The sequence below is a fragment of the Snodgrassella alvi genome, from assembly GCF_040741455.2.
Taxonomy (GTDB): Bacteria; Pseudomonadota; Gammaproteobacteria; order Burkholderiales; family Neisseriaceae; genus Snodgrassella; species Snodgrassella alvi_E.
Genome location: NZ_CP160328.2, coordinates 826,998 through 851,050, shown reverse-complemented (window position 1 = coordinate 851,050; position 24,053 = coordinate 826,998). Strand labels below are relative to the sequence as shown.

General features: G+C 41.2%; 18 protein-coding genes. 8 read left to right on the top strand and 10 right to left on the bottom strand.

Going from position 1 to position 24,053, the window contains the following annotated elements; genetic code table 11:
* The first annotated feature begins 365 nt into the window (after nt 1-365).
* Nucleotides 366-1,067, top strand: a complete 702-nt coding sequence (locus ABU615_RS03825; protein WP_267408421.1) for a phosphoadenosine phosphosulfate reductase — start codon at nt 366-368, stop codon at nt 1,065-1,067.
* A complete protein-coding gene (locus ABU615_RS03820; protein ID WP_367421678.1) occupies nt 1,054-1,479 on the top strand; it encodes a hypothetical protein in 426 nt (141 codons plus the stop codon). Before ABU615_RS03825 ends, ABU615_RS03820 begins: the two co-directional genes overlap by 14 nt.
* A 70-nt stretch (nt 1,480-1,549) precedes the next feature.
* On the opposite strand, the gene hrpA is transcribed toward ABU615_RS03820, so the two are convergent.
* The 9 genes from hrpA to ABU615_RS03775 all read right to left on the bottom strand — a co-directional run bounded on the left by hrpA (nt 1,550) and on the right by ABU615_RS03775 (nt 14,274).
* Nucleotides 1,550-5,572 (bottom strand): ATP-dependent RNA helicase HrpA, encoded by a 4,023-nt coding sequence (hrpA, locus tag ABU615_RS03815; RefSeq protein ID WP_370389253.1) that lies wholly within the window; start codon nt 5,570-5,572, stop codon nt 1,550-1,552.
* Between the two features lie 279 nt (nt 5,573-5,851).
* The gene (locus ABU615_RS03810) at nt 5,852-6,091 is read right to left on the bottom strand and encodes a hypothetical protein (RefSeq protein ID WP_367487296.1); all 240 of its coding nucleotides are present in this window, start codon (nt 6,089-6,091) and stop codon (nt 5,852-5,854) included.
* Nucleotides 6,092-6,102: 11 nt separating this feature from the next.
* Nucleotides 6,103-6,861, bottom strand: a complete 759-nt coding sequence (locus ABU615_RS03805) for an ABC transporter ATP-binding protein (protein ID WP_367487299.1) — start codon at nt 6,859-6,861, stop codon at nt 6,103-6,105.
* A gap of 50 nt (nt 6,862-6,911) precedes the next feature.
* Nucleotides 6,912-7,868 (bottom strand): iron chelate uptake ABC transporter family permease subunit, encoded by a 957-nt coding sequence (locus ABU615_RS03800; RefSeq protein ID WP_370389345.1) that lies wholly within the window; start codon nt 7,866-7,868, stop codon nt 6,912-6,914.
* A 7-nt stretch (nt 7,869-7,875) separates the two neighbouring features.
* Nucleotides 7,876-8,844: an ABC transporter permease gene (locus tag ABU615_RS03795; RefSeq protein WP_370389252.1), complete on the bottom strand. Its 969-nt coding sequence runs from the start codon at nt 8,842-8,844 to the stop codon at nt 7,876-7,878.
* A 96-nt stretch (nt 8,845-8,940) separates the two neighbouring features.
* Nucleotides 8,941-9,906 (bottom strand): siderophore ABC transporter substrate-binding protein, encoded by a 966-nt coding sequence (locus ABU615_RS03790; RefSeq protein ID WP_370389251.1) that lies wholly within the window; start codon nt 9,904-9,906, stop codon nt 8,941-8,943.
* 79 nt (nt 9,907-9,985) lie between these two features.
* Entirely contained in the window at nt 9,986-10,792 is an 807-nt protein-coding gene (locus tag ABU615_RS03785; protein WP_370389250.1) for a siderophore-interacting protein, read from the bottom strand.
* A complete protein-coding gene (locus ABU615_RS03780; RefSeq protein WP_370389249.1) occupies nt 10,792-11,736 on the bottom strand; it encodes an alpha/beta hydrolase in 945 nt (314 codons plus the stop codon). Before ABU615_RS03780 ends, ABU615_RS03785 begins: the two co-directional genes overlap by 1 nt.
* A 315-nt stretch (nt 11,737-12,051) precedes the next feature.
* Nucleotides 12,052-14,274 (bottom strand): FepA family TonB-dependent siderophore receptor, encoded by a 2,223-nt coding sequence (locus ABU615_RS03775; protein WP_370389248.1) that lies wholly within the window; start codon nt 14,272-14,274, stop codon nt 12,052-12,054.
* Between the two features lie 373 nt (nt 14,275-14,647).
* Here ABU615_RS03775 and ABU615_RS03770 point away from each other — a divergent pair, with 373 nt between their 5' ends.
* The 6 genes from ABU615_RS03770 (at nt 14,648) to ABU615_RS03745 (ending at nt 21,911) form a co-directional block, all read left to right on the top strand.
* A complete protein-coding gene (locus tag ABU615_RS03770) occupies nt 14,648-15,451 on the top strand; it encodes a hypothetical protein (protein WP_370388209.1) in 804 nt (267 codons plus the stop codon).
* 249 nt (nt 15,452-15,700) lie between these two features.
* Nucleotides 15,701-16,150: a pilin gene (locus ABU615_RS03765; RefSeq protein WP_323811380.1), complete on the top strand. Its 450-nt coding sequence runs from the start codon at nt 15,701-15,703 to the stop codon at nt 16,148-16,150.
* Between the two features lie 413 nt (nt 16,151-16,563).
* Nucleotides 16,564-17,013, top strand: a complete 450-nt coding sequence (locus ABU615_RS03760; RefSeq protein WP_323811348.1) for a pilin — start codon at nt 16,564-16,566, stop codon at nt 17,011-17,013.
* A gap of 188 nt (nt 17,014-17,201) precedes the next feature.
* Nucleotides 17,202-18,632: a sulfatase-like hydrolase/transferase gene (locus ABU615_RS03755; RefSeq protein WP_370389247.1), complete on the top strand. Its 1,431-nt coding sequence runs from the start codon at nt 17,202-17,204 to the stop codon at nt 18,630-18,632.
* 561 nt (nt 18,633-19,193) lie between these two features.
* Nucleotides 19,194-20,624, top strand: a complete 1,431-nt coding sequence (locus tag ABU615_RS03750) for a sulfatase-like hydrolase/transferase (RefSeq protein ID WP_370389246.1) — start codon at nt 19,194-19,196, stop codon at nt 20,622-20,624.
* An 834-nt stretch (nt 20,625-21,458) separates the two neighbouring features.
* Nucleotides 21,459-21,911, top strand: coding sequence for a pilin (locus ABU615_RS03745; protein WP_323811347.1), 453 nt, complete (start codon nt 21,459-21,461; stop codon nt 21,909-21,911).
* A 763-nt stretch (nt 21,912-22,674) separates the two neighbouring features.
* Here ABU615_RS03745 and waaA read toward each other — a convergent pair.
* Nucleotides 22,675-23,961: a lipid IV(A) 3-deoxy-D-manno-octulosonic acid transferase gene (waaA, locus tag ABU615_RS03740; protein ID WP_370389245.1), complete on the bottom strand. Its 1,287-nt coding sequence runs from the start codon at nt 23,959-23,961 to the stop codon at nt 22,675-22,677.
* Nucleotides 23,962-24,053: the final 92 nt, after the last annotated feature.

The window sequence follows — 24,053 nt, the reverse complement described above, 5'->3', positions numbered from 1 at the left end:
TAAGCTTAATTCCGCTGTGAGCCCGTAAGATAAATGTTTGGTGCAAATGGGATGCTATTGGAAGATTCTTAATCTGTTCTGATTTAAGGTAAGAGTGTTGCTTTTATGCAGTTGGCTAGCCAAGTATATGAGAGTTTTCAGCCTAGGCTGTGAATTGCTTTTTTCTGCCTGAAAATTATATTTATTAAGAATAAACTATTTGGATATGCATTTATATTGATATTTTGTTGTTAATTTTAGTCTCAATAACTAATTTGTTAATTTGTCAAGCAGTGGCAGTGGATATGACAAATTAGGCAATTTATTTTCATTGTGGGTATACTGATTGAAATTATTAATGATTTCTAGGCTGAAAGTGTCAATATATGCCTATTTTGTCCGGAAAAATGACGCTTGAAAAAGTTGCCAGTGAACACAGGCAAAGTATTCTGGCTTTCAGTGCAGGAAAAGATTCGATAGCGGCGTATCTGGCCATCAGGAAGCGTTTCGCAGCTGTTTATCCGTATTATCTTTATCTGGTGCCGGAGCTGGAATTTGTAGAAGAACAGCTGGAATTATATGAACAGCAATTTGGATTTAAGATTACCCGTTTGCCACATCCTGCGCTGTATCAGATGCTGCGGGCACATGTATTTCAGCCGCCGAAGCATACTGCTGTGATAGATGCAGCCGGCTTGGCAGATTTTGGTTATGCCGATATTCGGCTGATGATGTGTGGTATGTTTGATTTACCGCCGGATACACCAGTTGCTAATGGTACCAGAGTTGAGAAAAGGCCTAAGCAGCGGCTGAGTATGCAGCGGCATGGGTCGATAGTAAAAAGCCAATTTCAGTATTATCCGGTTTGGGATTGGAAAAAGCAGGATTTGCTGCACTGCTTCAAGCGCAATCATGTGAGACTAGGCAGTGATTATCAAATTTTCGGCTGTTCTTTTGATAGTTTGGATTTACGTTTTTTGCTGCCAATAAAGAAGTTTTATCCGCGTGATTATCAAAAAATCCTGGAATTTTTTCCATTGTGTGAGCTGGAGATTTTTCGTTGGGAGTGCACTTTTGGTAATAAATAAGAATGCCGAGGAGTCTGAGCAATCAGTGTGGTCTGATGCGGATGATGGCAGGCAAAAAATGAATAAAAAGGCCGCTTTCACCCCGCGTAATGTACAAACTGGCCAGCGTGCAGACAAAGAATCTCTGGCGCAGCTTGAAAATTTGCGGCAGGAATTTGAACGTGTCAGCAAGATGCCACAGCAATTGCGTCAGCGAGTGACGGATAGTGAATATTGGTGTGCAGTTTGTTTTCAGACGCGGGAGCAGTTAATGGCTTTCCTGAAGGTGCTGGACATTCCGGCGAAGGAGAATAAATATGTTGACGGTTTGGTACTGGCACAAAAGCTCGGTATAACGTTGCCGCCAGCAGAGGTACGCTTTCGATTATCTGACCATGTGGATAAGGATTTTCTGGAGCTAACAGAGAAATGAGACTATAGCTACATGATTCTGGTTTTACGGCAGCCCTTGGCCAGAGCAGGGCTGCTGTGTCTGAGTACTATTATAGTGCAGTAAGTTTTTCCCATTCTTTGCTTAGCCGTTTGGCTGAAACTGGATAGGGGGTTTTGAATTCCTGTGCGAAGAGGGAAACACGCAGTTCTTCCAGCATCCAACGAAAATCAGCAATGGCTAGAGGAATTGGCTGATTTTGTTGCTGATACTGGCGAATCTTTTCCTGCCATATATCTGTGAGTGCCTGAATATCTGCCTCACGTGCACTGTCGCGGGCAGGGTTACTACCATATTTATCCATACGTCTAAGCATGGCTTGCAGATAGATGGGCAATCGTGGCCATTGTTTCCATGGTGTGGCGCTGGCAAAACCAGGATAAATCAGGCTGTCCAGATGCTGGCGCAACAGCAAGGATAAAGGATGTCTACCCAGATGGCTACTGACTTCGCCATAGGCTAATGCTGTTTGCAGCGCATACTGATTAAGTGCCTCTTTTACGGCCGGTAGGCGGCTGCGCGCTCGTTTTAACTGTTCTTTAAAGGCTTTTTCATCTCGTGGCAGCTCATCTTCGCCAATCAAAGCGCGATCCAGTACGGCATGGGTCAGGTCTGCACGCAGGGTATCAGCACCAAGGTGTTTGAGCAGCATGGCTATCTGAGTAAAGTCTGGCAAGCCTTTGTTGAGGTCTTTTACCTGTTCTTTTAATTGCAGGCTCATCAGTGCAAGTACGCCGTTGCGATGAGCCTGTTGGGCAGCAGCAGCGGTATCAAACAGACGCAGGGAGATACTCCCGTCTTTTTGCTGCTGTAAGCCGAGATAGCCGGTAAGTTGCTGCTGAGCGCGAGCAAATCTGATGCTTTCCGGTAGTTTGCCTATGTCCCAGCTGGTAATGTTGTCGCGTTCGAATTCGTTGCTGTTATCGCGGAAAGTGACCGCAGCAGCCTGCCCGAGCTGTTGCTGTAATGCATTGAGGTCACGGCCGCTGGCCAGTTCTGTGCCGCTGTCGTCTATTACCTGAATGTTGAAATAGCAATGGGCGGGTAGCTGTTGGCTACGCCAGTGTTCGATATCGATTTGGTTGAGCAGGCGCATATCGCCGGCGTGACGAGCAATGGCATGTGCCAGCTGTGGCAACAGTGGAGCATTGGTATCGGGTTCGCTGTAAAGAAAAGCGGTAATGAAGTCCGGTACCGGTACGCAAATGCGGCGAATTTGTTTGGGCAGGGCTTTAATGAGTAATTGCAATTTTTCACGGATCATGCCTGGTACTAACCATTCCAACCGTGCCGCACTGATGCGGTTGAGAAGGGGCAGCGGTATGGCTACTGTGACGCCGTCGAATGGATGATGTGGTTCGAAGCGGTAGCTTAGGGCACAGCGGCCGTCTTTGGTGTTGAGATATTCAGGGAACTGGCTTTCGGTAATATTACTGGCAGCATGCTGCATGAGGTCGTCACGGCCAAGATACAGCAGTTGTGGGTTTTCGACTTCTGCTTGTCTGCGCCAGTGTTCAAATGTACGGATGTCAGCCAAAGGCAATTGCCGCCCTTGTTGTTCGACAGTAGCAGGCAGGCGCTGGTCGTAAAAACTAAACAACGCTTCAGCGTCTACCAGTACATCCTGTCGCCGTGATTTGTGTTCCAACTCGGTGACTTCTTCTATCAGTTGCCGGTTGTGGCGGAAGAAGTCGGCTTTGAGGTCGCATTCTTGTGCCACCAGCGCGCCGCGGATAAAGATTTCGCGTGCTTCTGCTGGGCTAATGCGTCCATAGGATATCGGTCGGCGCGGCAGGACGGTTAGACCGTAAAGAGTAATGCGTTCGCTGGCGACGACTTCGCCTCGTTTCTGTTCCCAGTGTGGTTCGAAATAATGATGGCGCAGCAGATGCGGGACTTCGGTTTCAATCCATTCCGGTTCAATTTTGGCGACATCGCGTGCATAAAGACGAGTGGTTTCGGTTAATTCGGCAGCAATAACCCATTTGGGCTTGCTTTTAAATAAAGCTGAAGCCGGAAACAGATGGAAATGAATGCCGCGCGCACCGGTATAATCGTGTCCTTCGGGACTTTTTAAGCCGATATTAGCTATTAAGCCGGTGAGCAAGGCTCGGTGAATCTGTTCATAACTGGCCTCTTTTGCTTTTTGCCGAATCTGGCGCTGCTGGCGACGGACAATTTGCTGCTGCCTGAGTTTGGCAGCTAAATCCTGGTCACCGTTTTGGTTGTGGGCAGGCTGAGTAGAATTTTGCTCAGGTATCTGACGGTAGGCTGTGGCTTTATCTGTCAGCCCCATATCAATGGCAATCTGAGCCAGCTGATGGTGCAGCTCGCGCCATTCGCGCATACGTAGATGCGAAAGGAAATATTGGTGACACCATTGTACCATCTGCCGGTTGGACAAACCTTTGTCACGCTCGCGCTGATAGGAATCCCAGATATTTAGATAGGCAAGGAAGTCGGATTGTTTGTCTGTGAAGCGTTCATGCGCTTTAGCGGCGGCATCACGCGCTTCCAGCGGCCGTTCGCGCGGATCCTGAATAGATAGTGCGGCCACTATAATCAGCATTTCGGCAACACATTGCAGACGTTTTGCGGCCAGCAGCATGCGGCTGATGCGCGGATCTATAGGTAGACGCGCCATCTGTTCGCCTAATTTGCTTAAGCGATTGTGTTCATCTACCGCGCCCAGTTCGAGCAATACCTGATAGCCATCATTGATATAACGTTGGTCCGGTGCCTGTAAAAAGGGAAAATCATTTACATTACCCAGTTTAAGGCTAATCATACGGAGAATAACTGCGGCGAGATTGCTGCGGATAATTTCCGGATCGGTAAAGGCGGGGCGCTGGTTGTAGTCCTCTTCGCTGTACAGTCTGATACAGATACCGGCCGCAACGCGGCCGCAGCGGCCGGCACGCTGGCGTGCAGCAGCTTGGCTGATGGGTTCGATATGCAGCTGTTCTACTTTGGCACGGGCAGAGTAGCGTTTTATTCGCGCCAGACCGGTATCAATCACATAGCGGATGCCGGGCACAGTAAGAGAAGTTTCGGCTACGTTGGTAGCTAATACGATGCGGCGCTGACGGCCGCTGGGATGGAAAATTTTGTGTTGCTCGGCCGCAGACAGGCGGGCAAACAAGGGAAGTATTTCATCATTGCGCCGCAGTGATGATTGTTGTAATGCATGCGCAGCTTCGCGGATTTCGCGTTCGCCGGGCAGAAATATCAAGATATCACCCTGACCTTCGCGTGCCAGCTCGTCTGCTGCATCGACGATGGCGTCGTTGATTTCCACTTCGGCATCATCGGCATCAGTGCTGTGCAATGGGCGATAACGGATTTCAACCGGATAGGTGCGGCCGGATACTTCGATCACCGGTGATGGCTGGCCGTGAATGGTAAAGTGCTGGCTGAAGCGCTCGGCATCGATGGTGGCGGATGTGATGATTACTTTTAGGTCGGGACGACGAGGCAATAGCTGTTTCAAGTAGCCCAGCAGAAAATCTATATTGAGACTACGTTCATGTGCTTCGTCGATGATAATTGTATCGTAAGCACTGAGGAAACGGTCGGTCTGGCTTTCAGCGAGCAGAATACCATCTGTCATCAGTTTGATGTAGCTTTCGGGAGCGGTTTTGTCGTTAAAGCGCACTTTATAGCCGACACTGTGGCCAATCTGGCTATGCAGTTCCTCAGCGATTCTTTCGGCAACGGAGCGTGCAGCAAGCCGCCGTGGCTGTGTATGGCCGATGAGACCGGCTACGCCACGGCCAAGCTCGAGGCAGATTTTCGGCAGCTGGGTGGTTTTACCAGAGCCGGTTTCGCCGCAGACGATGACCACCTGATGTTGGCTGATGGCTTGTTTGATTTCTACTCGTCTTTCATGTACCGGCAGGGTGTTATCGTATTCCGGAACAGGCAGATGTGCCTGTCGTTGTAGGTACATCTGGTGTGAACGCTGATAACGCTGGTTAACTTTTTCTTCTCCGCCGAATCGGGCAGGGTGTTTACTTGCACGTTGTAGAAAGTGGCGGTCTTTGCTCAGGATTTGGTTGAGTTCGTATACAGACATGGCACAGATACTGCCGGAATATAATTAGATATGCGTATTATAGCAAATCTGTCTATTAAGCTTGTTTGCAGGGATATTATGGCTGTATTGCGGTTTGAGCCGAAGACAAAGACAAAAAGCAACTGTTTAACAGTTGTAAAATTTGATTTTATAAAAATTAAACAGGCTGAGTTAGACGGCTATATACAGTGTGAACGGCCAGAAGCAAAGATAAAAGCAGGGCTGAGGCTGCACATCTTTTGTAGAAGAGGGCAGTTTTTCAGGTATTTCAGGCAATTTTCAGTGCCGGCTGTGTTGTTGTCGTAGGATTTTTACGCCAATCATGATAGATACGCCAAATAGGAATGTGCACACCAAACCCAAAAAAATCAGCATAATACGTGCCATGGACATGCGTACCGCTGCATCGTCTCCCATAAACAGCCAGATAAACCATGAAGCCAGTATGACAAAAAAGACTACTATGCCAATAATTAAAGAAGTTTGTTTGCGAGACTGAGGTGTTTTGGTGTTTTGCATAATTAGACCTGCTACAGATGATGGATGACCAGAGGTTTGCCTTTGTGGCTTAAAACTTCGGTATCCAGATTAAATATGGTTTGAATATTATCGGCGGTAATTATTTTATCCGGTGGACCCTGCATAACAATCTGTCCTTCTTTCAAGGCGACAATATGGTCAGCATAGGCGGCGGCCATATTAATATCATGCACCACCATAACAGTAGATAATCCCTGTTCGCTGGTGAGCTCACGTAGCAGCCGCATCAGTTCGCGAGCATGATACATATCCAAATTGTTAAGCGGTTCATCTAGAATAACATGTTTGGTTTGCTGGCAGAAGGTCATTGCCACCAATGCCCGCTGACGCTGCCCGCCGGACAATGCACTGAGATAACGTTGTTGCAATTCTTGCAGCTCAAAGCGTTGTAATGCCTGATCGACAATCTGCTGGTCTGTGTTGGTTATACGCCCTTGATTGTGCGGATAGCGGCCAAATAGCAGTAAATCGCGTACGGTAATTCGGCTTTGAATGTTGTTTTCTTGCGACAATATTGCCAGCTTTTGCGCAATAGCATTGGATTTGCTACTGCTTACATCTAGCTCATCAATGTGGATGCTGCCTTGCTGTAAAGGTTGCAAGCGTGCTATCAGGGAAAATAAAGTAGACTTACCGGCACCGTTAGGTCCAATTAATGCAGTGATGCTTTTATCCGGTATATCAAGATTAATATCACGCAGGATGGTAGCGCCGTTGATACAATAGTTAACATTTTTTATGGAAATCATCTTGCTGTCCGGTTAAGTCAGTAAAGCAATACGCTGTTGAGGTGGCAAGTTCAGGATTGGCGTTTTAATGCCAACCATAGAAACACCAGACCACCACAGAATTCTATAACCACACTCAGTACGCCCTGCATGCCTAGAACGTGTTCGAATATCAGCTGCCCACAGACCAGTATCAGTGCAGCCATCAGAAACGCAGCCGGAATCCGCAGCCGGTGTGTCATGCTGGGAGTACAGGCATTGACCAGTGCACAAATCAGTAGCCCAAAAAAGCTCACAGGTCCTACGAGTGCTGTGGAAACGGAAACCAGCAGCGCAATCCACAACAGAATGTTGCGGCTTAGGCGCGGATAATTGATCCCAAGGGCAATAGAGGCGTTGCGTCCTAGCATCATGACATCCAGCTGATAGCGCATGCGCCAGATCCAGATGGTACTGATTAGCATCACTGTGATGCCAATCATCAGCATACTGACATTTACTGAAGTAAACTGGGCAAAATAGCTGGTCTGAGCGACGGTAAATAGGGTAGGGTCTATCAATCGTTGCAGCAGACTGTTGAAACTGCGAAACATCACGCCGAATATTGTGCCGGTAAGTATCAGCCGAGCCAGATCACCATTGCTGTTTCGAGTTAGCGTACGAAACAGTAGTAAGGAGGCAGCCATCATCAATGGTGCTTCAATGGTAAATTTAGTGAAAGCACCAATGCTGGCGTATCCCACTGCACCAAAGATAAAGAGTGTCAGTGTCTGTAGGAGCAGGTAAAGTGAATCGTACCCTAGCAGACCCGGCGTCAGAATGGGGTTATGGGTAAGTGTCTGGAAAAGTAATGTAGAAACGCCGACTGCATAAGCGACAGTCAGCAGCATCAGCAATTTCTTGCCACGCAGTTGTAAAACAAAATCCCAGCTCCCTTTTACACCGTAAGTCATAAACAAAATGCTGGCAATTATCAACAATATCCCGAGCACGCCGAGAAAACGTGCACCAGAACGGGGCGACGGCATGGTATGGTCAGGTTGCATGTACGGTAGGCTTTCTAAACAGCAGATACAGAAAAATCATGGTACCTACGATACCAAAAATCAGTGATACGGGTATTTCATATGGCGGATCAATGATGCGGCCGATAATGTCGCATACCAGCAGTGCATTGGCGCCCATTAGTGCTACTGACGGCAGATTCTGCCGTAAGCGGTCTCCCGCCAGACGGGAAACAATATTCGGTACTACTAGCCCGATAAACGGAATCTGGCCAACTGTAACAACAACGATGGCTGTAATCATGGCCACTGTGATTAGAGAAATCCACATCATCTGTGCATAGTTTATGCCCAGACTGGTGCTGATATTCTGCCCCAATCCGGCGATAGTGAGCCGGTCAGCTAGAAAATAGATAACCAATGCCATCAGACCAGTAAGCCACAGCAGCTCATAGCGTCCAGCCAATACCGCCGAAAAATCACCGGCAAACCACACAGCCAATAATTGCAAAGTATTGGTTTCCACACCGATAAAGTTAACCAGCGCTTCGATAATACTGCCGTAGATGATGCCGATTAACGGTATCATCATCTGCCGATGTGGCGGTAATCTGCGAAACAAAAATAAAAACAAAGTCATGCCCAACAGGGCAACGATGCTCGCACAGCTCATTTTCGCCAGCTGAGTAGCCTGAGGAAACCAAATAGATACCAATAAGATTCCCAGTGCTGCACTCTGGGTGGCACCAACCATATTTGGTTCAAGAAAACGGTTGCGTAAAACGATTTGTAGCACCATGCCGGCTACAGCCAGAGTAGCACCGGTAAGGATAATCGCCAGCGAGCGAGGCAGGCGGCTGTATATCAGCAGAGAGCGGGTATCGCTGTTACTAAATACATCACTCCAGTGAAAAGCGGCTGCACCGATACTGATGCTGATAATCAGTAATAGTGGCAGCAACAGTATATTGATAGCGTTTATCTGGGAAGAACGAAACATAGGGCAAACAAAGATACAGACAACAGGTTTTCGCTATTGCCACTATTAAATGCGGCAAAGCGAAACCTGAAGGCTGTGAACGAATAATACTTAGTTTTAGTGTGTGAAAGCAGCCTTGATATTGGTTAAGTCGGTTTTCATCTGCTGCACACCACCGGCGGCAAGATAAGAGGCACTGCTTAAGTAGACAATATGATTTTCTTTCCACGCTTTGGACTGTCGTACCAGATCATTGTTGAGTACAGCCTGTGCGGTTTTGCCTTCCTCACCTATGGCTGCGGTGCGGTCAATCACAAATATCCAGTCCGGATTGGTTTTCTGTACATATTCAAACGAAACAGACTGGCCGTGCGGGGAGGCCGGAATATTGGTATCGGCAGCCGGTACTCCGACTTGTGTGTGTATCCAGCCAAAGCGTGAAGAAGGACCGAAAGCAGAAAGTTTACCGGCATTCACCATCAGAATCAGGCCAGTACCCTTTCCTTTGGCCACCTGCTGCGTTTCAGCTAGCAGATTCTGAATGTCATCATGCAGTTTCTTGGCTTCAGCTTCTTTTTTAAACAGTTTACCGTAGGTATCAAGCATTTTCATGCCATCACCAATCAGATCCTGTCCGCTGTCTGTCATATCCATGGTTGGCGCTAGAGCCGCTAATTCATCATATTTAGGTGCCGTACGTCCGGCAATGATAATCAGCTGAGGTTTCAGCGCATTGAGTGCTTCCATATCGGGCTCAAACAAGGTACCGGTGTTGTTTACGGTTTCCAATGTTTGCTGCAAGTAAGGTACCAATACTTTTTTCGGCGCACCGGTTACCGGTACTTTCAAAGCCTGCAAATCATCCAGGGTGGCCATGTCAAATACCACAACTTTGGAAGGATTTTCTGGTACGTTCATTTCACCGCGTGCAGTGTTTACAGAGACAGTGGGGCCACTAACAGCAGCTCCTGAAGCAGTTGTATTACTGGCAGAACTGTTCTGAGTGTTTTTTTCGCCGCATGCGGAGAGAAGCGATAATGCCAGTATAGATAAAGCGAGTGGTTTCCAGCAGGATTTAAACATTGTCTGAATTTCCTATCATTATTGTTTGCATTAATTATACTGCCTGAATCAGAGGCAGGTCATATTTCGGTGTAAACGCCTATTTTTCAATAAATCGGTGCCGTGCTTCATGATAACTTTCTTCTGTTTCGCCATGGCGCCAGTATGGGACTGCATAATGGCGTTGTGGTGGTAATTGCCATTGGTTACGCAATAAATCACGCAGCGGTCTGACCATTTCAGCTTCACCAGCAACCCAGGCAAAATCATCTGCACACAGGGGTGGAAAACCGGACACTTTTTCTATTAGTGCCGGAATCTGACTTAAAGTGCCATAAAACATATGCAACTGCATATTGGTAGGCAGGTTGAGAGTGGTTGGTAAATCGCTGGCATCTGGCAACAGTAAAACCACATCTCCACTGGCCTCCTGATCAATATCAGACAGCAACGATGCAATCGCTGGTACAGCCGTAATATCTCCAACAAATAAATAACGTGTAGCTGCTTTCAGCATCGGATTCGGGCCTCCCGGTGATGAAATCCCGATGATGTCTCCCGCACGAGCGTGTTCTGCAAATGCCGAAGCCGGACCATTGTCACCATGTTTCACAAAATCAATACTTACCGTGCATGCCTGAGCATCATAATCTCGGATGGTATAAGTGCGCACAATCGGCTTATTGTCTGGATCACCCCATTTAAAACCATGACCGGAAAATTGCGGTAGTTGTGGCGAAGTCTGACCTGCGGACGCTAGAAAAATCTTTATATGAGCACCATTAAACTGATGCGGATAATCAACCAAATCATCACTGTGCAAAACCAGCCGGCGCAGATTAGGGCTTAGATCGATAATATCTTGTACCCGAACCAGATAAGCTTGATGAGGTGACCGTTTATTCATTATTGTGGCCTGATTGAGGGGTGAAAAAGAGTTAGTTGCAGGCTTTTGCCAAACAGGCTGCCATGGTTTTCTTGCGGATAAACTTCGTATTTAACGCTTAAATCAGTATGATGCTGCAATTCATCGGCCAGTTTTCTGCCCAAATTACCTTGTCTGGCCGTTTGTTCGTTACGCATCCGAATTCGGGCGGCAACATGCGGATTTTTAGGAATTTTTTTGGGTCTGAGCTTACTATTGAGTATCAAAAGGCTGCTGCCAGAAAAATCAACCTTACGCTTCAGCATTTCCGCTGCTTCCTGCTGAAGTAAATCGCCATGCAGCCACACAGACGGGTCTGCTGCAATATAGTGTTGAAACAGATTAGGCTGAGTAAATAGAGTATGCAGTACCAGCAACCCGCCATAAGAATGGCCCCACAGCGTTTGATTATCCAGATTGACTGCCACTCTCATCTGTACAGCCGGCATAACCTCATTCTGTATCATATCCAGAAATATATCGGCACCGCCGTTGATTCTGCTGGCATCGAGTGGGTCGGTATTGTTGTCTTCCGGCGCAATGGTGTAGTCGTAGGCGCGTGCCCGCACATCAAAACGTTTATCAGTTGCATAACCTAGCAATACCAATACTGGAGGCTGAGGCTGCCGTGCCAGTATCTGCATGTTTTCAGGAGTTAGAAAAGTCAGTATGGCATTTCCGTCCAGCGCGTAGAAAACAGGATAACCCCCAGCAGGAGGCTGTTGTGCAGGAATCCCGATGTAAATGCGGTACTGGCGCTGTCCGTCTGTAGATGTTAGCGGCAGGGTTGTAAAATGATAACCGCCATTTTGCTGTTGCAGCACAGCAAAATCAGCACTTTCATTCAGATTAGGCTGGGCTTTAGCTGTATTGTGCAAGATTAAGGCCGTAAAAAACATTAATAAAAAAATGATAATCTGGCGCATATTTAATCTTTCCGTCAGTTGATTGGCTTTAGTAAGCATATGGAGACAACAAGACGGTAGCGAAGTAAGATTAGGTTGCTGCATTGCAAAAAAAGATGAAAGAGTACTTAATTAACACACCAGATCAGGATTTTGGTTAAATCTTTCAGATAATCAATAAATTATGTTTACCTTTGCTGATGGGACTATCCTTGATTATTTATAAATAATAATCATTACTATTTATAAATATAACTTATTTGGACATCGAAGTCACGTGAAAACCAAATATTTTTTATCAGGCTGCCACAGTGACAACCTGATGCTTCGGCATAATCAGAAAGAAACTTTCATATTGCCCCACACTGCACGTCCCCGTTCGTTATAAGTGTAGGCCGTACCGCGTAAAGTGGAAGCATAGATGCGCTTATTGAATATATTTGACATCCCTGCGCGAACATTGATGTTTTTATTCACCGCATATCCGGCTGAAATTCCCCAGATACCATAGCTGCCCATTTCTTCGCCACTCAGACCGACTGTGCCTTGTCCGCCATTGCCAATCCCTGCTTCTACCGGATTGACCGGCACGGTACGTGGTTTCTGTCGGCCGTAATAGGTATAAGTCAGCAACGTATCCCATTTTTCCGTAGGTGTCCAAGCCAGAGAGGAGTTAATTGTATATTTGGGAATAATAGACAACGGATTACCGGTTTCCTTGTTTTTGGAATTAAACATATAAGTAAAATTATTCACCCATTTCCACTGTTGGGAAAACGGCAAAGTAAAGTTGCCTTCCAGTCCCTCTACCAGCGCTTTACGTGTATTGGTCCATTCAAAGTAATCATAGCCACCGGGGCGGGCACTGATTCCGGAACTTCCGGTGAAAATGATTTGCCGTCCGGCTTCAATCTTATTTTTATAATCATTACGGAAATAAGCCAGCGAAGCCAGATAGCCATTTTTGCTAAATTCAAAGCCAATTTCCTTATTCACACTGGTTTCCGGTTTTAGCTTACTATTACCAATCAAGTAGCAACCGCGGCCACTGCCTGAAGAAACAGCACAGCCGTTACCTTTACTGTACAGCATATAGCTGTCTGTACTTTGATACAGGTTAGGTACTTTGTATGCTCGTGCGATACCACCTTTGAGCAGCCAGTTTGGATGCAACTGCCATGACATATTGATTCCAGGGCTAACATTACCGCCAGTTTTATTATTATGGTCATAGCGCAGCATCGGTACCACTTTCAACTGTTCGGTAAGACTGATATTGTCTTCCACGTAGCCGGCCCAGCTACTAAGCGATGGCGTGTGATTAGCCGCAGCTGGGTACACAGCATTCGGCATAGGAATGCGGCGCAGACCGTCAGGATCATTCAGCTTATCGTGCTGATATTCTGCTCCCATAGTTAAAACATGCGGTACCCAAACAGAAAAAGGAATGTGAACTTCACCGGCCAGCCGCTTGGTAGTCAGGACACTGTCAGCATAGGTGATATCTTTCGTTCCTAAATCTTGACACAAACCTTCCGGTCCACCCGCAAGCGCCTCAGAACAATGACTATTAGTAGTTTTATCATATTGCGCCACCAGCTTGCTATCACCCCAATCCCATGCGCCTTCATGGGTGAGAGCAAAACTTTGCCGATATACACGGCGCGTTTCCTTACCATATAAACTTTGCGTATAATCGGTTTGTACATTATTTGGCCCATCGCCATTGTAGCGGTTACCCTGTCTACTATACGTGGCATCGAGCGTTAGAGTTTGTGCCGGAGAAAGACGCCATGCCAGCCGGCCGCCCACATCCTTATTCAGTAGACCCTCTTGACCGGCTACCAAAGATTTGCTGCCTTTGTCTCCCGAACGTTGATTGATATAAGGAGAATCAGCATCAGTACTGTTTAAATTGCCATAAAGGCGAAACCCCAGCACATCCTTAATTATAGGTCCAGTTAAATCAAAACCTATCCGATGGGTATCGCCTTCTTCTTTATCGGCTGGCAGATTCATAAATGCGTTAATAGCACCGTGGTATTCATTACTGACTTTTTTTGTCACAATATTCACCACCCCACCGGCAGCACCCGAACCATAACGAGCCGCAGCCGGACCACGGATTACCTCTATAGATTGTATTTCAGCTGTCGGCACCCAGTCACTGTCGCCGATGGTGTCGCGCTCACCGCGCCAGCTCATGCGTGCACTGTTGCGTGAGGTTACTGGGCGGCCATCAATCATAATCAGGGTGTTTTCCGGCCCCATTCCACGAATATCAATCTGGCGTTTATTACCATGCTGGCCAGATGCAGTATTTCCAGTAAGATTAACCCCCGGCATTGTCCGTACCAGCTCAGAAATGTCATTCACCGGTGGTCTGCGTTCAATATCTAGACTATCAATTTTTGATACACCAAGTGATTGTTTAACTTGCTGTTCGGCTGTGACATAAATATCATCAAGTTTGGCACCATCCTGTGCATGCGCCATACCGCCGGAAAAGAGTAAAGGTAATAAAGCCAGTTTGAAAGAAGGGAAAGGATACTGAGACATACAATACAGAAAGAGTTTATAATTTGTTAAAGGTGTGAATGATAATTAATCTTGTTATTACTTTCAATTAAAACCATCTTTAACTAACTAAAAACTACAAATTCATACCTATACATAATAATACTTGCTTTTAGTTACACAAATCAGTTGAAAGTGACAAAAATTGACACCCTAAACTCAAAATGTAAGCTGATTAGAAGTTAACATCAAATTACTTAGTAAATTTCTAAAAACTTAGTAAATTTCTAAAAGCAAACTATGCACTACTTAATTTCAGTAGGGCTAGTACACATCTTTTTAAAGAATAAAAATAGAAGTCTATAAACAGCTAATACGAAAAAATAAAATGTAATAAAATCATATGGTAAACAAAATGAAGAAAAAAATTATCCATTTTTATCAATACGCTGCGTTATGGACCGCATTATCCATAGCGCTACCCGTATACGCGGAAACTGCAGCTATAGACAATTCTCCTCTTACTAATACAGTTATTACTATACCTGCCTACGAAACTTGTACAGGTACGCCTTGGCCGGATATCACATGGATACACATTCATGATAATGAAGAAACTGCTCGACGCACTGCATTGATTACCTTAAATCAGATTCAGCAAGGATGTTTATTGGATTTGCGCCATGGCGGCAGCCGCGAAATCATCATCCGTAATCAGCAGTTCAGCTTTCACTTTGACCCAAATAGAATTTTTACTGCAAACGGACGAAAAGCAGCATTAAAATGTAGTAAAGGCAACTGCGCACTAATCTTGCAGCAGCTGAGTGAGGCGGCTGAAAATTTCCTGCAACAGTATTTAAGCCAGAAAAAACTGATTATTGCAGTGCACAACACACACACAGCCGGACTGTCCGTAAGAAACTATATGCCGGGTAACTCCATGGCTCAAGACGTGAGTCAGATAGCCATTAGCCCAGACAAAAACCCGCACGATTTTTTTTATGTAACAAGTGCACAAGCCTTTAATTTTTTTGCCAGCCATAATTTCAATGTGGTTTTACAGAATAATCAGACAGTACGCGATGATGGTTCATTATCAGTCTGGGCCGCGCAGAGACAGATTGATTACATCAATGCTGAAGCAGAAATGGGGCACACAACAGATCAGCTGGCCATGCTGGCAGCCGTATGTGCGTATATGAAAAAATTTTATCTGTAAAAATTTCAGTGTGATTAGCTTAAAATAAGACATAACTTATATTTTCTGCTATATAAGTTTATGATTTACAAAGATATAAAATTAAATTAATTATAAGGTAATCAATAACTAAAAATATCAATAGCTAAATAACAGACATGTTTAAATGTAAATAGTTTATGAAAGTTATTATAAAATATAATATCATTTAATAAATATTTTCAATATTATGAATATTTAGAAAAATTCATTCATCTAATCAAATATATTATGAATAAATTACAAGCTGAAGGCTTTACACTAATTGAAATAATGATTGCGATCGCTGTAATTGGGATTTTGGCAGCTATTGCGGTGCCTTTATATGCAGACTATAGCGCTCGTGCTCAATTAGCCGAAGGTGTTAATTTAGCTGGAAATTTGAAAGCTCAGGTTTTAGATAATATGCAGCATCAACGCTGTAGGGCTCAGAATCAATCTGAATATCGTTATACAGGTAGATATGGTATTGCAGAAATTAGTACTGAATTTCCATTGAGTAATGTTCAAAATTCAGCAAGCGCTCAAACAGGATGCCAAATTAAATATAGTGTATATTCACAAAAAGCTTCCTCAGTATTAATTAACCGTTATATGGTAGTGGATGTACTTGCCAACGGCACTCTGAAATTTAATAACGGTACAATTGATAAAAAATATCTGCCCAAGGCTTTTATTTGATAATTAATCCAAAAATTTGTTAGGGTAGCATCAAGTTATTGATGGCTCGTAAGACATTAATACATTTTAGCCAATAAAAAACTTATCGAAAGAGTAAAAATAAACTCTGTTTATATTGTCAATGCAGTTACAATTTTACAATATTTGTTTGGAATTGCTTTAACAATTTCGTAGTATATTGAAAATATTTTTTTTATTGAATTAAAATGTTTCGATATCTAAAAATTTTTATATTTAGTAGTTTGTATTTTGAGACAAATAATGTGAAACATTTTGGATATTGAGTTAATCTACAACTAATTATCTTTACTTAATATAAGATAAAAAATGTTAAATAATAGTTTATGGCATGATATTTGCTACATGCTTTTAATGTGTAATTAGGTTATTCACTGTTTTAACTGGAGACTCAAATGAAAGCATTCCAAAAAGGTTTTACATTAATCGAATTGATGATTGTTATTGCGATTATTGGTATTTTGGCAGCCATCGCTGTACCTGCTTATTCTGACTATATCGCGCGCTCTCAAGCATCTGAAGCGTCTAGTCTGGCTGCCGGTTTGAAAACACAGATAGTAGATAACATGCAAAATAATACCTGTGATTCAAATAATAAAGCTATAGATGAGCAAAAAGGTAAATATGGTACTGCAAAAATTGCAGGATCCGTAACAATGACCTCAGCTACTTCAGCCATGGGTGATACAGGTTGTACAATTCTGTATACTGTAAATAGTACCGGTGTTTCTGCTGCTATTAAAGGTAAAAAATTAGAATTGTCTGTGTTGAAAAATGGTTCATTAAAGAAATCAGCAGCCGGTACAGATATGGATGAAAAATATATACCTAAAGCTTATTTATAATTTTTGTTAAGATACAATGTAAAGCCACCGATGGTGGCTTTTCTATATTTATAGATAATAAATGATTATTCTTTTTGCTAAATATTAAATTTGCCTTCATTTATGGGCAAATTTTTTTATAAAGATTATTAATATGTATTAGTAATTCCTTATAAATATTATATAAATTAATACAATGTGATCTAGATATGAAATTGGCTGTACATTTTCCCGTTTTTTCCAAAATTTTTTTCTTGGTTAAGCGTTATTTTTCGCTACGGTTGTGGTGTTTTCTTATATTTTACTTGATCATAAATAATGTTTTTTTCTGGCTTGCACATTTAATTACTTATTCACAACGTTATGATATTGTACTCGAATACGTATGGATAATACCGTTGTTATGCTTGCGTAAAAAGTGGTCGTTGGTCTTATTTACTATTACATATATTTGTATTTATATTTTTGATATTCTGTACTGGATTAAACAATTCTATCACTATGATAATTTGTCTGAATTCGTTGATTTACTTTACTTCATTCCACAGGCACCAAAATTATATTGGTTATTTTTAGGAATTATTTTAGGCAATCTCATTTTGAGCTTATTTTTAATCCTGAAATATTTGGTTCGTTTGGCTTCTACGCAAATGATTGTACCTTTATCTGTATTGTATTTGCTTTTTGCCATATGTTTTTACGATTATCGCGGTGCTAATTTATCAGATCGTTATCAGACTGTAGGTTGGTGGGGAAGTTATTACGAAACGATTCAAAATCTTAAATTTAATACACAGTTTTTCTGGCGTGGAACGCTTAAACCTGAATTTTATGATTGGCCGCATGGTGGGGTGTTACAAAAGCAGATCAATATACAGCATCCTCCTAAAAAAATACTATTTATTTTAAATGAGTCATGGGGGACTTTTGTACCTGAACATGGCGCTATTAATTCATCGGTAAAAGCACCTTTGCTGAATTTACCCAATGTACAGCTAATTGCTCAGGGTGAAAATCCAGCACTCCACAGTACCATAATGGGGGAGCTTCGAGAGTTATGTGATTTGAAAGCTAAAAGTTCCAATTTTAAACTAGGTCCGTTTGATAAGTTCAAAAAATGTGTTCCGGTAAGATTACAAAAACAAGGGTACACAGTCCAAGCTTTCCATGGTTCTTATGCCAAGATGTATGACAGAAAAGATTGGTATCCACATATGGATTTGCAAGATGCGCATTTTTTTCCTCAATTCAGTAATATTAAGCAATGTCATTCATTTCCTGGAGCTTGTGACTACAATATTGTGCATGATGTATCAGCTGCCAATAAATCTGCACAGGGTAAATCATTTATATACTGGCTAACACTGAACACCCATCATCCTTATTCTGAGCTGGATATGTTGGGAGCGAATACTTATGATTGCCATCAGCCATTATTTAATGGAAGACAAGAAGCATGTCGGAATTTGAATCTTCAACATCAGTTTTTTCAGGTACTTGCTGATGAAATAAAAGCCGGAGGATTTAAGAACACTGACATCGTAGTTGTAGGTGACCATAGCCCTCCTATTATGTTAGATAAATATAAAGACAGTTTTAAGCCTGATTCTGTGCCATATATTCACGTACGAGTAAATTGAAATAGTTTATATTTAACTAAATTTTGTAAGGTAACCTGTGTAATTACTTCTAAATTAGTAATAAAGGGTACCTTACAGTTTTTATCGCCTTTAATTTTTAAATTTCCAAATCCATAATAGTTGCAAAAATTATTTGAAGCGAAAGTATGGGTAAAAAAATCCTTTGCCCAATATTTTTATTGATGCCTTAATGTTATAAAAAATTTATATATTTTAAAAGATTTTGACTATAGAAATGGGTACTGGGAGCCAGTAGGTTTGTACATTGCAATTTACTATAAACGATAATGAAATTACAGATATTTTCTAAATTAAAGTATTGAAATTTATAGTCTTATAAAATTTTGATAGACAATCTTTTTCTAAAATAATATTTACTAATATTATTTTAGATTTTACTTTATTGTTTTATTGGGGGGAAATATTTGTACGTAATGTCAGTAAATATTCGAATTAATGTAAATATCCAAAATATATTTTCAGTCTTAATTTTCATATGATATCATTTATGAAAATTTCATTTATATGTGATCATATTTAAACTTTATATAAGAAATATTGATGAATATTGAAGTACATTTCCCTTTATTTTCCAAATTAATACATATATTTAATAAGTATTTTTCTTTTCGGTTATGGCTTTTTATCGCTTTTTATCTAATTATAAATAATGGTTTTTTCTGGTTATCACACGCATTGATTCACTCCCAGCGGTATGTGGTTGTATTGGAATACGTTTGGATTATTCCATTATTGTGTTTGCGAAAAAATTGGTCAATATTATTATTTACCATCTCCTACGTTTGCATTTATATATTTGACATTTTGTATTGGATCAAGCAATTTTATCGTTATGAAAATTTATCAGAATTCATTGGGTTACTTTATTTTCTTCCCCAAGCTCCAAAATTATATTGGATAATTTTAGGATTAATTTTTGGTTATCTGATATTAAGTTTATTTCTAATTTTCAAATATTTGGTTCGTTTTGCTACAACGCAAATGATTCTACCATTATCTATATTATATTTATTGTTTGTATTTTGCTTTTACGATTATCGTGGTACTAATCTTTCTGATCGCTATAAGACTACTGGTTGGTGGGGCAGTTACTACGAAACTATTCAAAATTATAAATATAATATGCAAATTTTTTGGCTCAGAAAAGTCAACCCTGAGTTTTACGATTGGCCACATGGAGGTGTGTTACAAAAACAGATTAATTTGCAGCATCCCCCCAAAAAAATACTATTCATTTTAAATGAATCATGGGGTACTTTTGTACCTGAACATGGCGCTATTAATTCATCGGTAAAAGCACCTTTGCTGAATTTGCCCAATGTAAAACTAATTGCTCAGGGTGAAAATCCAGCACTCCACAGTACCATAATGGGGGAGCTGCGAGAGTTATGTGATTTGAAAGCCAAAAGTTCCAATTTTAAACTAGGCCCGTTTGATAAGTTCAAAAAATGTGTTCCGGTAAGATTACAAAAACAAGGTTATGATATACAAGCTTTTCATGGATCCTCTTCTAAGATGTATAACCGTAAAGAATGGTATCCGTATATGGGTTTGCAAGATACACATTTTTATCCACATTTTAGTAATATAAAACTTTGTTATTCATTCCCCGGAGCTTGTGATTATAATATTGTGCATGATGTATCAGCTGCCAATAAATCTGCACAGGGTAAATCATTTATATACTGGCTAACACTGAACACCCATCATCCTTATTCTGAGCTGGATATGTTGGGAGCGAATACTTATGATTGCCATCAGCCATTATTTAATGGAAGACAAGAAGCATGCCGGAATTTGAATCTTCAACATCAGTTTTTTCAGGTACTTGCTGATGAAATAAAAAGAGGTGGTTTTAAGCATACTGATATTGTAGTTGTTGGTGACCATAGCCCGCCCATTGTGTTCGATGAATTTAAAGACAGTTTTAAGCCTGATTCAGTGCCATTTATTCACATACGAGTTAATTAACAGGCTTATTGTCATGCCTAACTTACTAAGTAAATTTGGTATTTTTATAATATACAATAGTATTATATGGTTAAATTGAAGAGAAATTTTATGTGTGTCAATATGGTTTTTGATTTTTTAAAAATAAAATCAGTCTGAATGTATCTAAATAACTTGATAAAAAATGCTTTAGAGCACATTTAATTACTTGGTTGTAATTTTGCAGCTTCTTAAACTACAGATCCATCACAATACAGTGAATGATTTGTTGCAAGACCAAAATTGCAAAAATGACCTGTGCCAAGCTTGGTTTAGCGACCCGATAATGTGCAATAAAAGCTTTTGCATTTTTGAAATGTATTGATGCCTTGTTGAGGAAGGGTAAATAAGGCATATGAGGTAGAGGTGTTGTTTTCCGAGCGGCGGATTTGTTGTTACACACCAATAGCGTATTTTTTAGACTTGCAACATCGACATCTCGATTAGTCGAACCAAACATGGTGAGAAAGTTGCAGACGATTGTTTTAGTAATATTGTCAGCCGCTGTATATTTAAGTGTTAGCTATATAAGCAAAACTAACGCAATAATTAAACGCATTATATGGTGGTGCTCGTCTATTACAAAATAGATTGTTTTACAAAAACAGTTTGATAATTGAAAATTATAAATAAATTTCTTAAGCTTAATCTTAAGTCTAAATATTTGTTAGGTTACTAGTTTGAATTCTTCAATTATAAAAATGTTAAATAATGAAATTAATATATAAAAATAGTATAATCCTAAAATTAGGCATATAAATTGCTAATGATTTTATGTTCAACTAGTTTATTAACCATATTGACATGGAGACTAAAATGAAAGCATTTCAAAAAGGTTTTACATTAATAGAATTGATGATTGTCATTGCAATTATCGGTATTCTGGCTGCTATCGCTGTACCTGCGTATTCTGACTATATTGCTCGTTCTCAGGCATCCGAAGCTTCTAGCCTTGCTGCTGGTTTAAAATCACAGGTAGTAGATAACATGCAAAACAGTGTATGTACAACTGGTTCTAATGCTGCTGTAGATCAGCAAAAAGGTAAATATGGCACAGCTGAAATCGGTGGTACCGTTACCATGAGTTCAGCTACTTCAGCCATGGGAGATACAGGTTGTACAATTAAGTATACTGTCAATCAAACCGGCGTATCTGCAGCTATTTCAGGTAAAATATTGGTATTGTCAGTTTTGAAAAATGGCTCTTTGAAAAAGAATGCTACCGGCACTACTATGAATGATAAATACATTCCTAAAGCTTACCTGTAATCCTTATTGAATTTAATTCAAAGCCACTTTGAGTGGCTTTTTTATATGAACAAAAAGCGAATAATGCAAATAATATTAAATTTTTAATGAAACTACCTTATCTTTTAAATTGTTATAAATTTTTTTATCTGTATTTATAACAATTTTATATATTTAATAGAAGTTTTTTCTGGTTGTCAATTCTATTAGTCTATTGATTTAATCATAAGTTATACTCTTGTGTGATATATCATGCTAAGAATAAGGCAGGACAGAGAAAATTAAATATCTAGTAGATGAAATTGAATACTTATTATCCGTATTCTTAACACGATATGCTGGTAAAAATACTTACAATGGCTTTTAGCCATTATTTGACGGCAGACAAAAGTATGACAGAAGTGGATTTCAAAATAGTTTTTCAAATCTTCGCTAATATAATTAAAACAAGTAGATTTATATATGCTTATATCATATTTATTTAATTATATTTGATGAATACAAAGAAAGTTTTGAGCTTGACTCTCTACCGTTTATTCAGATATATGAAATTGAAATACATAAGTTCCCACTAAGCAAACAAAAATATGTTTGGCTCATTTTATTAATATAAAACTAAGACATAGGATTGAAATAAAAGTGTATTTAATCTGAATCAGTCTTGTTAATGATTCCAAATATAAAATTAGTGTTAATGTACTTTATTTGTTCAATAAATAATATGCTATAGGGTTTATTTGATATATTGTTTATAATTTGCAGCTCTTTAAATACAATATTTGTCTTAGTGCTGAGAGTTCTTGGCTGTAAGCGCAAGATTGTCCAAAATGGCCTGTGCCATTCTTTCGCTGGCACCGCGATGTTGTGTAATAAAAGCTTCTGCATTTTCCGACATGTATCGGCGTTGCTGTGGATTGGCAAGTAAGGCTAATGAGGTAGTTGCCCAGTCTTCTGCAGATCTGATTTGTTGCGCTGCTCCGATAGCAACCGCTTTTGGTGCAGCATCAGCGAAATTATACGTAGATGGGCCAAATAAAGTGGGTAGGTTGCAGGCGATGGGTTCGATAATGTTGTGGCAGCCGCTGTCAACGAGACTGCCGCCTACAAAAGCAATATCCGCACATAAATAATAAGCAAACAACTCACCTATACTGTCGCCAATCCAAACCTGAGTTTCTGGGGCAATATTTAGATTATCGCTACGTTTCTGTGTAATAAAATTAAGTTTTTCTGCGTAATCGAAAGCTGGTTGAAAACGTTCTGTATGGCGCGGTACGATGATCAGTAATGTATGGCCGGTATTCTGTTTTGCCCAAGCGTCGAGCAATAATTGTACTTCGTCGCTGCCATGGTAATAGCGGGTACTGGCACAAACCATCACAGGCCGGTTGCCGATACGTTGTTTGAATGTCTGTGCTAAAACATGCATGTCTTCGGTTGGAGAAATATCATACTTGGTGTTACCACATATTTTAAGATGTGCCGCACCAATTTTTTTCAAGCGTTCGGCATCTGCATTTGTCTGAGCAAAACAGCCTGTCAAGGTGCTGAGAGCAGGAACAACCATCGATCGCACTTTCAGATAGCCTTGCAATGATTTTTCTGATAAGCGTGCATTAGCCATAAACAGAGGAATGCGATTTTTAGCACAGATATTAATTAAATTTGGCCATATTTCTGTTTCCATCAACACACCAAATAAAGGTTGATGGTCTTGGATAAACTGCTTTACCCACGATTTTTTATCATAGGGAAGGTAACGGCACTGTGCCTGCGGAAAAAAATGCTGCACAGTAGCACGGCCGGTAGGGGTAGTCTGAGTGATTAAAAGAGGTATATTTGGAAACCGTTTTTGCAACGAGTGAATGAACTGTATTGAGGCACGTGTTTCTCCTACTGATACTACATGAATCCAGATAGCGTTTTTTACCGCATTCGGATAAGGTTTTCCAAAACGTTCGGACCAATTTAGGGCATAGGCCGGTGCCAGTCTGGCACGTCGACGCAAATAACGGCGTAAAAAAGGTGGGGCGAGCAACCATAAAAATTGATATAAAAGATTCAATAGCATATGCACTCAATGTAAAAAGCCTGTTTCAAGGCCTTTATAATATAATAAAAAAACACACGGGTTTAACCCCGTTTATAAGCAGTTGTTTACAG

Excerpts from the sequence above, each read along its gene's own strand:
- ABU615_RS03825 (WP_267408421.1), top strand. The coding sequence starts at position 366 with ATGCCTATTTTGTCCGGAAAAATGACGCTTGAAAAAGTTGCCAGTGAA.
- hrpA (WP_370389253.1), bottom strand. The coding sequence starts at position 5,572 with ATGTCTGTATACGAACTCAACCAAATCCTGAGCAAAGACCGCCACTTT.
- ABU615_RS03810 (WP_367487296.1), bottom strand. The coding sequence starts at position 6,091 with ATGCAAAACACCAAAACACCTCAGTCTCGCAAACAAACTTCTTTAATT.
- ABU615_RS03805 (WP_367487299.1), bottom strand. The coding sequence starts at position 6,861 with ATGATTTCCATAAAAAATGTTAACTATTGTATCAACGGCGCTACCATC.
- ABU615_RS03800 (WP_370389345.1), bottom strand. The coding sequence starts at position 7,868 with ATGCCGTCGCCCCGTTCTGGTGCACGTTTTCTCGGCGTGCTCGGGATA.
- ABU615_RS03795 (WP_370389252.1), bottom strand. The coding sequence starts at position 8,844 with ATGTTTCGTTCTTCCCAGATAAACGCTATCAATATACTGTTGCTGCCA.
- ABU615_RS03790 (WP_370389251.1), bottom strand. The coding sequence starts at position 9,906 with ATGTTTAAATCCTGCTGGAAACCACTCGCTTTATCTATACTGGCATTA.
- ABU615_RS03785 (WP_370389250.1), bottom strand. The coding sequence starts at position 10,792 with ATGAATAAACGGTCACCTCATCAAGCTTATCTGGTTCGGGTACAAGAT.
- ABU615_RS03780 (WP_370389249.1), bottom strand. The coding sequence starts at position 11,736 with ATGCGCCAGATTATCATTTTTTTATTAATGTTTTTTACGGCCTTAATC.
- ABU615_RS03775 (WP_370389248.1), bottom strand. The coding sequence starts at position 14,274 with ATGTCTCAGTATCCTTTCCCTTCTTTCAAACTGGCTTTATTACCTTTA.
- ABU615_RS03770 (WP_370388209.1), top strand. The coding sequence starts at position 14,648 with ATGAAGAAAAAAATTATCCATTTTTATCAATACGCTGCGTTATGGACC.
- ABU615_RS03765 (WP_323811380.1), top strand. The coding sequence starts at position 15,701 with ATGAATAAATTACAAGCTGAAGGCTTTACACTAATTGAAATAATGATT.
- ABU615_RS03760 (WP_323811348.1), top strand. The coding sequence starts at position 16,564 with ATGAAAGCATTCCAAAAAGGTTTTACATTAATCGAATTGATGATTGTT.
- ABU615_RS03755 (WP_370389247.1), top strand. The coding sequence starts at position 17,202 with ATGAAATTGGCTGTACATTTTCCCGTTTTTTCCAAAATTTTTTTCTTG.
- ABU615_RS03750 (WP_370389246.1), top strand. The coding sequence starts at position 19,194 with ATGAATATTGAAGTACATTTCCCTTTATTTTCCAAATTAATACATATA.
- ABU615_RS03745 (WP_323811347.1), top strand. The coding sequence starts at position 21,459 with ATGAAAGCATTTCAAAAAGGTTTTACATTAATAGAATTGATGATTGTC.
- waaA (WP_370389245.1), bottom strand. The coding sequence starts at position 23,961 with ATGCTATTGAATCTTTTATATCAATTTTTATGGTTGCTCGCCCCACCT.